Source organism: Dactylosporangium sp. NPDC000555, assembly GCF_040300025.1.
Lineage (GTDB): Bacteria > Actinomycetota > Actinomycetes > Mycobacteriales > Micromonosporaceae > Dactylosporangium.
Map to the genome: position 1 here is coordinate 16,519 of NZ_JBEPDB010000048.1, position 11,824 is coordinate 28,342.

At 73.1% G+C, this 11,824-nt stretch carries 12 protein-coding genes; 4 read left to right on the forward strand and 8 right to left on the reverse strand.

Features of this window, described 5'->3' with window-relative positions:
* Positions 1–7 precede the first annotated feature (7 nt).
* Together ABT297_RS25950 and ABT297_RS25955 are read left to right on the forward strand one after the other, a co-directional pair.
* On the forward strand, positions 8–916 hold the full coding sequence (locus tag ABT297_RS25950) for an ABC transporter ATP-binding protein (RefSeq protein ID WP_350554137.1): 909 nt from the start codon (positions 8–10) through the stop codon (positions 914–916).
* Between the two features lies 1 nt (position 917).
* Positions 918–1,658, forward strand: a complete 741-nt coding sequence (locus tag ABT297_RS25955; RefSeq protein WP_350554139.1) for an ABC transporter permease — start codon at positions 918–920, stop codon at positions 1,656–1,658.
* 59 nt (positions 1,659–1,717) lie between these two features.
* On the opposite strand, the gene ABT297_RS25960 is transcribed toward ABT297_RS25955, so the two are convergent.
* Positions 1,718–2,320, reverse strand: a complete 603-nt coding sequence (locus ABT297_RS25960) for a cysteine hydrolase family protein (protein ID WP_350554141.1) — start codon at positions 2,318–2,320, stop codon at positions 1,718–1,720.
* Positions 2,321–2,416: 96 nt separating this feature from the next.
* Between ABT297_RS25960 and ABT297_RS25965 the strand changes: the two genes are divergently transcribed.
* Entirely contained in the window at positions 2,417–3,247 is an 831-nt protein-coding gene (locus tag ABT297_RS25965) for a phosphoribosylaminoimidazolesuccinocarboxamide synthase (protein WP_350554143.1), read from the forward strand.
* Positions 3,248–3,263: 16 nt separating this feature from the next.
* On the opposite strand, the gene ABT297_RS25970 is transcribed toward ABT297_RS25965, so the two are convergent.
* Together ABT297_RS25970 and ABT297_RS25975 are read right to left on the reverse strand one after the other, a co-directional pair.
* Positions 3,264–4,190: a proteasome assembly chaperone family protein gene (locus ABT297_RS25970; RefSeq protein ID WP_350554145.1), complete on the reverse strand. Its 927-nt coding sequence runs from the start codon at positions 4,188–4,190 to the stop codon at positions 3,264–3,266.
* A gap of 22 nt (positions 4,191–4,212) precedes the next feature.
* On the reverse strand, positions 4,213–4,860 hold the full coding sequence (locus ABT297_RS25975) for a TetR/AcrR family transcriptional regulator (RefSeq protein WP_350554147.1): 648 nt from the start codon (positions 4,858–4,860) through the stop codon (positions 4,213–4,215).
* An 83-nt stretch (positions 4,861–4,943) separates the two neighbouring features.
* On the opposite strand from ABT297_RS25975, the gene ABT297_RS25980 reads away from it, so the two are divergent.
* A complete protein-coding gene (locus ABT297_RS25980; RefSeq protein ID WP_350554149.1) occupies positions 4,944–5,852 on the forward strand; it encodes an SDR family oxidoreductase in 909 nt (302 codons plus the stop codon).
* Positions 5,853–5,857: 5 nt separating this feature from the next.
* Here the strand turns inward: ABT297_RS25980 and ABT297_RS25985 are convergent, their stop codons facing one another.
* The 5 genes from ABT297_RS25985 to ABT297_RS26005 all read right to left on the reverse strand — a co-directional run bounded on the left by ABT297_RS25985 (position 5,858) and on the right by ABT297_RS26005 (position 11,745).
* Positions 5,858–6,502, reverse strand: coding sequence for a response regulator (locus tag ABT297_RS25985; protein WP_350554151.1), 645 nt, complete (start codon positions 6,500–6,502; stop codon positions 5,858–5,860).
* 252 nt (positions 6,503–6,754) lie between these two features.
* Positions 6,755–7,900, reverse strand: a complete 1,146-nt coding sequence (locus tag ABT297_RS25990; protein ID WP_350554153.1) for a sensor histidine kinase — start codon at positions 7,898–7,900, stop codon at positions 6,755–6,757.
* 79 nt (positions 7,901–7,979) lie between these two features.
* Positions 7,980–8,660, reverse strand: a complete 681-nt coding sequence (locus tag ABT297_RS25995) for a YqeB family protein (RefSeq protein WP_350554155.1) — start codon at positions 8,658–8,660, stop codon at positions 7,980–7,982.
* Positions 8,661–8,767: 107 nt separating this feature from the next.
* Positions 8,768–10,300, reverse strand: a complete 1,533-nt coding sequence (locus tag ABT297_RS26000; RefSeq protein ID WP_350554157.1) for a vWA domain-containing protein — start codon at positions 10,298–10,300, stop codon at positions 8,768–8,770.
* Positions 10,301–10,566: 266 nt separating this feature from the next.
* A complete protein-coding gene (locus ABT297_RS26005; RefSeq protein ID WP_350554159.1) occupies positions 10,567–11,745 on the reverse strand; it encodes an AAA family ATPase in 1,179 nt (392 codons plus the stop codon).
* Positions 11,746–11,824 lie beyond the last annotated feature (79 nt).

Sequence of the window (11,824 nt, forward strand, 5' to 3'; positions counted from 1 at the left end):
TCTCGGCATGACAGTCATCGACGTTCAGCAGTTGCACAAGCGGTACGGCGACCGCGTGGCCGTGCAGGACGTGTCCTTCTCGGTGCGGCGCGGCGAGATCTTCGGCATCATCGGGCGCAACGGCGCCGGCAAGACCACCACGGTCGAGTGCGTCGAGGGCCTGCGCGAGGCCGACGGGGGCACTGTGCGGGTGCTCGGCCTGGACCCGCGCGACCCCGCGGTGCGCCAGCGCCTCGGCGTGCAGCTGCAGGAGTCGCAGCTGCCGGACCGCATCCGGGTCGGCGAGGCCCTGGAGCTCTTCGCGTCCTTCTACGACAACCCCGGTTCGCCGGCACGGCTGCTGGACCAGCTGGGGCTGGCGGAGCACGCGAAGCAGCAGTACAGGAGGCTTTCCGGCGGCCAGAAGCAGCGCCTGTCGATCGCGCTGTCGCTGGTCGGATCGCCGGAGGTCGCGGTGCTCGACGAGCTGACCACCGGGCTGGACCCGCAGGCCCGCCGGGACACCTGGGAGCTCATCTGGAACATCCGCGACCGGGGCGTGACCGTCCTGCTCGTCACGCACTTCATGGACGAGGCCGAGCGGCTGTGCGACCGGATCGCGGTCGTCGACCGGGGTCGCACGGTCGCGGTGGACACGCCGGAGGCGCTGATCCGGAGGGTGTCGTCCGGCGTGACCGTGACCTTCCGGCCCTCGGCGCCGATCGCCGCCGAGGATCTCGCCACGGTACCGGGGGTGGGCTCGGTCGGCGTCGACGATGGGCTCGTCACCGTCACCGGCAGCGGCAATCTCGCCCACGAGGTGTCCTCGGCGCTCGCCGCCCGCTCGGTGGTGCCGCTCTCCCTGAACATCGTCCAGGCCGACCTCGAGTCCGCCTTCGTCGCCCTCACCGGCAGCCCCACCGGCAAGGAGTCCTGATATGCGCGCCCTGACCCGCCTCACCCTGATCGAGACCCGGCTGATGCTCCGCGAGATCTCCCCGCCGATGTTCACCGTGCTGCTGCCGGTGGTGCTGCTGGTCGTCTTCGGCCTGCCCGCCGGCACCCGCAAGCCCGACCCGGTCCTCGGCGGCCACCGTGGCATCGACACGCTGATCCCGTCGATGTCCATCATGGTGTCGATGGCGATGGTGGCGTTCTTCATGCTGCCGGTGGTGCTGGCCACCTACCGCGAGAAGGGCATCCTGCGCCGCTTCGCGACCACCCCGGTGAGGCCCGCCGTCCTGCTCGGCGCCCAGCTCGTCATGAACGCCGGCGTCGTGCTGGTCTCGATGGTGCTGACCCTGGCCGTCGGCTTGGCGGCGCTGGACATGCGCCTGCCGAATCTGCTCCTCGTGGTGCCGACGTTCCTGCTGGGCCTGCTCGGCCTGTTCCCGATCGGGCTGCTGGTGGCGTCGCTGGCGGGCACCGCGAAGGCCGCGACCGGGTGCGCCCTGGGGCTGTGGTTCCCGTCGGCGTTCTTCGCCGGGCTGTACATCCCGGTGGAGTACCTGCCCTCGGTCCTGCGCCGCATCGGCGACTTCACCCCGCTTGGCGCCTTCCGCCAGGCGATCCAGGCCGCCTGGGCCGGCGACGTGCCGCGCCCGCTGCACCTGGCGGTGCTGGCCGCGAGCTTCCTGGTCGCCGGCGGCCTGGCGGTTCGTTACTACCGCCCGGCGTGATGCGGCGCCGCCGGCCTGCCGCCCGGACCGCGAGACCGCGGCCCGGGCGGCGGTTCGCGTCAGAGCTGGGCCGTGAAGTCCGCGGCCGACATCGGGGTGGAGAACATCGGGTAGTCGTACTTCAGGGCGTTGTCGTGCTCCTCCTGCGACGCCGCCGCGACGCAGTCCTGCAGCGTGATCACCCGGTAGCCGTGCTCGTAGCCGGTGCGCATGGTCGACTCGACGCAGCAGTTGGTCAGGAAGCCGCCCAGGGCGATCGTGGTGATGCCCTTGCTGCGCAGGATGAAGTCGAGGTTGGTGCTGGCGAACGTGTCCAGGCCGCGCTTGCCCTCCACGACGATGTCACCGGGCTGCGGGGCGAGCTCGTCGACGATCTGCGCGCCCCACCCGCCCTTGACGAACGCGTTGCCGTCCACGACGCCCTTGAGGATGCCGTACGGGTGGGAGGTGATCTCGTTGTAGCCCGGCGCGAAGGTGATGGGGGCGTGGACGATGGTCACTCCGGCCTCGCGGGCGGCGGCGACGACCCGGTGGGTGTTGGCGATCATGTCGGTCTTGTCCATGACGGCCTGGACGGCGCCGTGGAACGCACCGCCCTCCGAGACGAAGTCGTTCTGGTACTCGATGAGGACGATGGCGGTCGTAGCGGGATCGATGGTCATGCGGCCCTCCCACGGGGATCGTGATGAGCCTCACCCTACGCCGCGCGAGCGGCGGCCCGGTCCGTTCGCCGAGGTGGAGCCGATAGGCTGACCGGCGTGGAACTCCTGCACTCCGGCAAGGTCCGTGACATCTATGCCGACGGCGACGACCTGATCCTGGTCGCCTCGGACCGCATCTCCGTCTACGACGTGGTGCTGCCGACGCCGATCCCGGACAAGGGCGCCGTGCTCACCCGGCTGTCGCTGTGGTGGTTCGAGCAGCTCGCCGACATCGTGCCCAACCACGTGATCTCGGCGACGGACGTGCCCGCGGAGTTCGCCGGCCGGGCCATCCGGTGCCGCCGGCTCGCGATACTGCCGGTCGAGTGCATCGTGCGCGGGTACCTCGCCGGTCAAGGACTTTCGGAGTACAACTCCCACGGCGAGGTGGCGGGGGTGCCGCTGCCCGCCGGGCTCGTGGAGGGCTCGCGCCTGCCCGAGCCGGTCTTCACCCCGACGACCAAGGCGCCGGCCGGCGAGCACGACGAGTTCATCACGCTCGACGAGGTGCGCGAGCGGATCGGCAAGGACCTCGCGGACGAGCTGCGCGACCTCACCCTGCGGGTGTATTCCCGCGGCGCGGCCCTCGCCGCCGAGCGCGGGATCGTGGTCGCCGACACGAAGCTCGAGTTCGGCCACGCCCCCGACGGCACGCTGGTGCTCGGCGACGAGGTGCTCACCCCGGACTCGTCGCGCTTCTGGCCGCTGGACCAGTGGGAGCCCGGCCGCACCCAGTTCTCCTTCGACAAGCAGCTCGTGCGCGACTGGTCGCTGCGCGGCGGCTGGGACAAGACCGCGCCCGGGCCCGAGGTCCCGGACGACGTGGTCGCCCTGACCCGGGCCCGCTACGTGGAGGTCTACGAGCGGCTCACCGGCACCGCCTGGTAGACCGGGCCCATCCGGCTCATCCCCCCAGGGGAGGCTCGTCCCCGCGGGTGTGCTCGGCGAGGAAGCGCTCCAGCTCGGCGCCGATCTCGTCCGCGGTCGGCAGCGGCGCCGGCGACTCGGCCAGCAGGTTGTTGTTGCCGGTGCGGCCACGGGTGTAGGCGTCGTACTGCTCCTCCAGCGCCCGCACCAGCGAGGCAGCCTCGTCGGCCTGGGCGATCTGCACGTCGATCTCCGTGCGCACCGAGTTGGCCGCGGCGTGCAGGTCGTCCATCGGCACCCGCAGGCCGGTCGCGTCGGCCAGGCAGGCCAGCAGCTTCTCGGCCGCCGCCGGGAACTCCGCCTGCGCGACATAGTGCGGCACGTGTACCGCGAAGCCGAACGCGTCGCGGTCCTGCTGGCCGATGCGGAACTCGAGCAGGCTGCCGACGCTGCCGGGGACCTGGACCCGCTGCAGCCACGGCTCGAAGCCCGCGATCAGGTCGCGGCTGGTGCCGTGCGCGGTCACGCCGGTCGGGCGGGTGTGCGGCACGGCCATCGGGATCGCGTTGAGCCCGACGGTGGCGCGCACGTCGAAGCGCTCGATGAGCTCGAGCACCGCCGCGGTGAACCGCTCCCACTGCAGGTCGGGCTCGGGTCCGTCGAGCAGCAGGAACTCGCTGCCCGTCGCGTCGCGCAGCAGCCGCAGCAGCAACTGCGGCTGCTCGTAGTGCTCCCAGTGGTCCTCGACGAACAGCATCGCCGGGCGCCGGCTGCGGTAGTCGTAGAGCTGGTCGAGGTCGAACGTGGCGATCGTGCGCGGCGAGCCCACGGTGAGCAGGTGCTCCCGGGCGAGGCGGCTGGCGTTGCCGGCGTCGACGAAGCCCGTCAGCGCGTGCACGAGCACCGGCCGATCGACGGCCGGCAGGTCGTCAGTGAGCTCGTAAAGTTCGCTGGGGTTCAGCACCGCAACGAGTCCCTTCCTCGGTTTAGTCGTGCAACCCGTCCTTGGGCCCGATCATTCCATCCGACACGGCCCAGGGATTCGTGAGGATCGCATACACGAGTTCGTCCACGGCCGACGTCAGCGACGTGAACGACGGGCCGGCGCCGGTGTACGGGTCGGACACCTGCAGCATCATCTCGTGGACGCCGCCCACCAGCGCGATCGCCAGCAGCGGGGACAGCCGCGGGATGGCCGGGTCGGCCGCGCGGGCCTCGTCCACCATTTCGACCAGCGCGTCGGCGAAGCGCCGCAGCATCTGCTGGCGCAGCCGGAACGCCTTCGGGCCGGCCGCCTGGATCTCCACCAGCAGGGTGCGGGTCACCGCGGGCATGCTCTCCAGCGCGGTGAGATACGCGGTCACCCAGTTGTTGATCATTTCCTTCCACGGCCGGCCGCCCTCACCCGCGGCGCTGCGCACGACGGCCAGCAACCGCTCGCAGCCCTGCTCGTACAGGGCCATCAGACAGGCCTCCTTGTCCGCGAAGTGCTCGTAGAACGTGCGCTTCGAGACCCGGGCGTGCATGACGATGTCCGCGATCGTCGTGGCCGCGTAGCCCTTCCCGGCGATCGCCTCAGCCAGCCCGCCCGTGAGGTCCTGCCGCAGCTCCTCGGCGGTTCTGGTGCTCGTCATGCGGCTGCCTCGCCCTTTCGCGACAATGTCTATGGGTGTTAGTTTGCCTGGTACTGAACGGTACCGCCGATTGGGGGACCCGCGTGAGGCGCAGCTTGTCCGGCCAGGTGGTGCTCGTCACCGGTGCCGCGCGCGGCATCGGCGAACACACCGCTCGCGAGGCCGCCGCCCGCGGCGCCCGGCTCGCGCTGGTCGGCCTCGAACCGGAGCGGCTCGAGGCGCTGGCCGCAGAGTTCGACGCGGTCTGGTTCGCCGCGGACGTGACAGACCAGGCCAGTATGACGGCCGCTGTCGAGGGGGTGCTCGCCGTCCACGGGCGCATCGACGCCGTCGTGGCCAACGCGGGCGTGGCCAGCCGCGGCACGGTGGCCACCGGCGACGTCGAGGCCCTTGTGCGTACCGTCGAGGTGAACCTGATCGGCGTCATGCGCACGGCCACGGCGTGCCTGCCGCACCTCATCGCCGCGCGCGGGTACCTGCTCATCGTCTCCTCGGCGGCCTCGTTCGCCGCGCTGCCCGGGATGGCGCCGTACTGCGCGTCGAAGGCCGGCGTCGAGCACTTCGGCAACGCCCTGCGCCTCGAGGTCGCTCACCACGGCGTCGCGGTCGGCACCGCGCACCCCTCGTGGGTCGACACCGACCTGGTCCGCGACGCCCAGGACGACCTGCCGGCCTTCAAGGACACGCTGCGCCGGCTCCCGGCCCCGCTGGGCTCCACCACCTCGGTCGAGCGCTGCGCGGCCGCGTTCGCCGACGCCCTGGAGCGCCGACGCCGCAAGGTGTTCGTGCCGCGCAGCGTGATGTTCGTGTACTGGCTGCGCACCTTCCTCGGCAGCCGCCTGTCGGAGAAGCTCATCGAGTCGCAGGCCCGGCGCAGCGTGCCGGTCATGGAGGAGCAGGTGCGCTCGCTGGGCCGCGGCTTCGGCGCGAACACCGCCGCCGCGGCCCGGGTGCGTCACGGTCTCGATGCGCAACGTCGCCGGCCCCACTGACGCGTTTAGCTCAGGCGTGACTCGTGGACCAGGATCGCCACCTGGACCCGGTTGGTGCAGCCCAGTTTGGCTAGGATCCGCGACACGTACGTCTTCACCGTCGCCACGCTCATGTGCACCGCGGCGCTGATCTCCGCGTTGGAGTGCCCCTCGGCGACCGCCTCGGCCACGTCGCGCTCCCTCGGGGTGAGCACCGCCAGGCCGCGCCGCGCCTCCGCGCCGCGGTCGTCGGCCGCGACGTGCGCGATGAGCTGCTGCACCACCGACGGCGAGAGCGTCTGTTCGCCGGCGGCGACCCGGCGTACCGCGTCGAGGATCGCCAGGGGCGGGGTGTCCTTGAGCAGGAATCCGTGCGCGCCCAGGCGCAGCGCCCGCAGCACGTGCTCGTCGGTGTCGAACGTGGTCAGCACGATCACCCGGGCCCCGTCGGGCTGCAGCGCCTCCAGCGCGGCCAGGCCGTCCATGCGCGGCATGCGGATGTCCATCAGTACCACGTCGGGGCGCACGGCCCGGACGGTACGCACCGCCTGAGCGCCGTCCGCGGCCTCGCCGACCACCTCGACGCCGGGGTCGCCGCCCAGCACCATCACCAGCCCCGCCCGCACCAGCGCGTCGTCGTCGACCACGACGACCCGGATCACTTCTCCCACGGCAGCCACGCCTCCAGTGCGATCTCCGGCTCGGCTCATTTCTTCCACGGCGGCCGTGCCTCCAGTGCGAACTTCGGCTCGGCTTAGAGCGACCGTGTCCTCCATGATCACGGAGCGAACGTGCTGCTCCTTGTGCATTTTTACTCCGTGATCACGGCGAACATGATAATCGGTCGACGCAGATCGCAGGCGCGGCCCGCGTCGCCCGAACTCGGCTTCTCGCGATGCCAAGCGCCCAATTGACGGTCACTCTTATTTCTTCCACGGCAGCCGTGCCTCCAGCTTGAACTCTGGCCCGGTGGCCGCCCGGCGCGGGCCGTGTTCGAGCCTGCCGCCGGCCAGGGCGACCCGCTCGGCCAGGCCCACGAGCCCCGACCGCGCGCCGGGCAGCGCGGGCGTTACCGGCGCGGCCGGCAGCCGGTTGCGCAGCCGGACCCGCAGCTCGTCCTCCCCGTTTCGGTCCAGCAGCACGGACACCTCCTCGCCGGGAGCGTGCTTGCGTGCGTTCGTCAGCCCCTCCTGCACCAGCCGGAACGCGGTGCGGTTCACCGCCGGCGGCAGCGAGGCCGGGTCGTCCACGCGATTGTCCAGCGCGACCGCCATGCCGGCCCGTCGCGCCTCGCCGACCAGTTCGTCGAGGTCGCCGAGATCCTGGCGGGGGCGCAGGTCGTCGCTGGAGCTCGTGCGCAGTACGCCCAGGATCTCCCGCAGTTCCTCCATCGCCTGGTGCGCGCTGGCCCGGATCGTCCCACCGGCCTCGGCGACCTGCACCCGGGTCAGGTCCGCGCGGATCTCCAGCGCCCCCGCGTGCAGGCTGATCAGCGAGATCCGATGCGCGAGCACGTCGTGCATCTCCCGCGCGATCCGCTCCCGCTCCAGCCCGCGCAGCATCTCGGCCCGTTGCTCCGCCTCCGCCTCGGCCCGCGTCGCGCGCTCGCGCAGTGTGGCGATCAGCTCGCGCCGGGTGCGTACCGCGGTGCCCCACGCCACCACGATCGCGATGATCGCCAGCCCGGCCGTGTTCGCGCCGATGATCTGCAGGTCGGGGTCCCGGTAGAGGATGCTGAGCGGGATCGGCGCCACGAAGTGCGCGGCCCCCACCCACAGCGCGGTGCGCAGTGGCCGGTGCACCGCGACGGTGAACACGGCGATCGCCGCCGCCCCGCCGGCCATGTCGGTGATCGCCGCCGGTGCGAGCAGCAGCAGCGCCACCCCGACCGGATGCGCCCGCCGCCACCACAGCAGCGCCACCGCCGGCACGGTGACCAGCCCGGACACCACCAGCCGTCCGTCGGACAGCACCCCGTTGTCCAGCCCGGAGGTCGCCGCGGTCAGCGCCACCAGCAGGGCGATGACCGTGCAGGCGACGTCGACCGTGACGTTGCGCGCCCGGCTCACGCCGCGTCCTCCGCTTCGCTCCGGCAGCCGCGCTCCGCGATGACCGACCCGGACCGGGCGCCGCATCGCTGCGTACCACTCACGGCTTCACCAGCGGTCGCCAGTGCTGCACGCTGCCGATCTCACGCACGGTGTACCCGAGCTTCTGCACCTCGTCGCGCAGCTCCGCCGCGTCGGCCGCGCTGCGGCTCTCCAGCGCCTTCGCCCGCGCGGCCAGCACGGCGTTGACCGCCGCCGGCAGGTCGGGCAGGTCGGGCACCCAGCGGCGGAACAGCCCCGCATACGGGTCGCCGTCCACCCACGGATACCCGTGCGCCCGGAACGCCCGCTCCACCTTCGGATTCGCCGCGTTCTCGAGCCGGTCCCGCACCACCTGCCGCGAGTCCCGGTCGAGCACGACCAGCTGGCGCCCGTCCACGAAGACGGCATCGACGTCGGGTTTCGCCACGGTACGCCGGGAGTCCCCGCTCACCACCGTCAGCCCCTCGTCGCCCACCGTCACCTTGAGCGACTCGTGCACCGCGCTGAACCCGACCACGGCCCCGAGCAGCGCACCACCCGCCACGGCGGCGAGCAGCCCCCACCCGCCGTCGAGGTGCCCCACGAGCCGCAACGGCCCCGCGAACGGCACCCATGGCAGCCCGAGCAGCCACCGCGCGACGACGGGCAGCAGATACCCGACCACGCCCCCCACCACGGGAAACCCGACCCCGACGACCACCCGGTCGCCGCGCGACAGCCCCAGCACGTGATTCGCCATGCCCCTCACGGTAGGCACCGCCCCGCCCACGGCACAGTCGCCAAAAGTCGCCCGTGCACGCCCCAAGCCCACCTCGACCCGCGGCACCGCACCGCGCTCGACCCGTGTCATGTCTGGGCGCGGGTTGGGTGGTCGGTGATGTGGATGGCCTGGATCCACGACGGTGGCGGCGGCGGGCGCTCGCCGATCAGGCCGGCGATCAGGCGGCAGCCGGTCGGTTCGGCGGGCCAGGGGGTCGCGCCGTCGGTGAGGACGACGATGATGTTCGGCGGGTCCGGGGCCGCGCGGGCCCGTTCGATGCCGACCCGCATGTCGGTGCCGCCGCCACCGCCGAGCCGGACCTGGTCGGCCTTTGTCACGCGGGTCACGGCATGTACGTCAGCGTCGCACGCCAGCACCGTCACACGGTTGCCGCGGATGCCGACGGCGCGCAGCACGCCGGTCACCTCGCCGAGCGCGGCGCCCAGGTCTCCGGCGCTCATCGAGCCCGACGTGTCGATCACGATCGCCACGCGCGGGAGCGGGCGGCGCAGGCTGGGCAGCACCACGCCGGGGAGGGCGCCGCTGCGGCGACCCGGGCGCGCATACGTGTAGTCGACCGCCCCGCTGGCCCACACCACCGCCTCCCGCAGCGCCCCGGTCAGCAGCCGCCGCCAGTCGATCACCGGCTCGGCGATCTCGTCCGCCCACCGCCGCCAGCCCGCCGGGACGTTGCCGCGCGTGCGCACGTGCGCGCGGATCGCGTCCGCGGTCTGTCGCCGGATCGCGTCCGCCTCGACCACGCGCACGGCAGGCGCCCCGTCGGCGCCGATCTCGCCCGCCACCGGGCCGTTGTGCGCGCCCGAGCCGCACTGCACGCGCGGCATGGGCGAGCGCGGAATGCCCGCCAGGTATTCCTCGAAGAGCCGCCCCGTCGCCAGCCCGAACGTCTTGGGCTCCACCCGGTCGACCGGCAGCGCCAGCCCGTCGTCGAGCAGGTCGTCGTTGATCTCGCAGTCCTGGGCGAGGTTGACCCGGTGATGGTCCTCGCGATCGGCGGTCACCAGCCGGTCCGCCCGCCCGTGGTGGTCGCGCAGGAGGTGTGCCACCTCATGGATCCACACCCCGGCGAGTTCTTCGACTGAGTAGGCCGCGACGAAGTCCGGGTTGACGTAAAGGCGCCAGTGCCGGTCGACGCCCATCGTCACGAGGTGCCAGGCCGGCACGACGGACAACGCGTAGAGCGCCGACGCCAGGTAGGGCCGGTGCGTCGCGGCCCGGTACCGCGCCGCGAGCAGCCTGGTCCGGTCGAGCACGCTCCCCGCCGCGGGCCGCTGCTCAAGCTCCGGCGGCTCCACGTCGAGCACGACCTGCTCCTCCGCCGCGCTGCTCGGCATCGCCACGGCGGCCGGCAAACCGGCCACGGAGCCGCCGGCCGAGGAGCCAGCCACGGACGCGCCCGTGGGCCACGACCCGGACGAGGCGGCGCCGAGCGTGGCCGTGGGCGAGGAGCTGAATGAAGGGGCGGCGACGGGCGCGGGTATGGGCATGGGCCCGGACGAGGAGGCGGCGGCGGGCGGAGGCGCGGTGGTGGCGGTGGGCGGGGCGCTGGGCGAGGCGACGGCGGGCGAGGTCGGGACGACGGTCGCGGTCGCGGGCATGGGCAAAGGTAAGGGCCCGGGCGGAGGCGCGGCGGTGGCGGTGGGCGGGGAGCCGGACGAGGCGGGGCCGGGCGTGGTCGTGGGCGAGGAGCTGGATGAAGAGGCGACGGCGGGCGAGGTGGGGGCGACGGTCGCGGGCGTGGGCAAAGGTAAGGGCCCGGACGGGGACGCGGCGGTGGCGGTGGGCGAGGAGCCGGACGAGGATGCGGCGGTGGGCGGGGCCGCGGCCGGGAGCGGGGAGTCGCCAGACGCGGGCGCGGCAGCGGTCATCGCAGTGCGCCCGACAGGCGGAGGATGTCGACGAACGCGTCGATCGTCGGCGGGACCGGCCAGGACCGTTCGCGCATCGTGGCCAGGTCGGTGGCGGCGCGGGCGGCCACGTCCGGCACGCCGGCGTCGACGGCCTTGGCCAGCACCGTCCACGCGGCCTCCCAGCGGGGGCGGCTGGTGTCGGACTGGACCGCGGAGACGACCGCGGTGAGGAACGCCAGCTGGCGGTCGCCGCGGTCGGGCAGGGTGAACGCGTCCGGGTTGGCCAGGACCCGGTTGGGGTCGGGCAGGTCGAGCTCGTCGAGGTAGTTGATGAGCTCGAGACCGGCGCCGTCGCCGATGGCGCCGATGAGCGCGGTCGACAGGGCCTCCCGCGAGGCGTCGCTGGCCAGGGCGAAGGTGATCAGGCGCAGGGCCATCTCCCAGGTGCGCGGGGACGGCCAGGCGCCGCCGCGGGCCTCGGCGTCGGCCGGCAGGTGGTGGCTGAGGCCGGGGCGGGCGGTGAGGAAGCCCGACAGCGTGCCGCGGGCGCGGGCCAGCGCGGAGCCGGCCCGGCGCGGGTCGATGCGCGGGATGTCGGCGGTAGGCCAGGTGCCGGCCAGGCCGCGGGCGACAACCGCGGGGTCGTGCGTCCAGTGCAGGTGCACGAACCGGTTGGCCAGCGGCGGGCTCAGGTGCCAGCCGTCGGCGGCGCTGGCGGGCGGGTTGGCCGCGGCGACCACCCGGACCCCGGGCGGGAGCTCCAGGCTGCCGACCCGCCGCTCGAGCACCACGCGCAGCAGCGCGGCCTGCACGGCCGGCGGCGCTGAGGACAGCTCGTCGAAGAAGACCAGGCCGACGCCGCGGCGGGTGAGCCGGACCGCCCAGTCCGGCGGGGCCATCGGCACGCCCTGGGTCGCCGGGTCGTCGCCGACGACCGGCAGGCCGGCGAAGTCCGACGGCTCGTGGATGCTCGCGATGACGGTCTCCATCGGCACCTCGAGCCGGTCGGCGAGCTGCTGCAGCGCGGCCGACTTGCCGATGCCGGGCTCGCCCCACAGCAGCACCGGCAGGTTGGCCGACACCGCAAGCGCCAGTGCCTCCAGTTGGACGTTGTCCCGCCGCTCCACCCGGGTCGCGCGCGTCGCCGCCAACAGCTCGTCCGCCGCCGCCAGCAAGGTCGATGCCTCCGTCATGTGGCAGAGATTAGCGAGGGGGTACGACACAAAATCGCGGCAATAGGACGCGGCACCGCACGCCGAGCTCGGCGCGGGC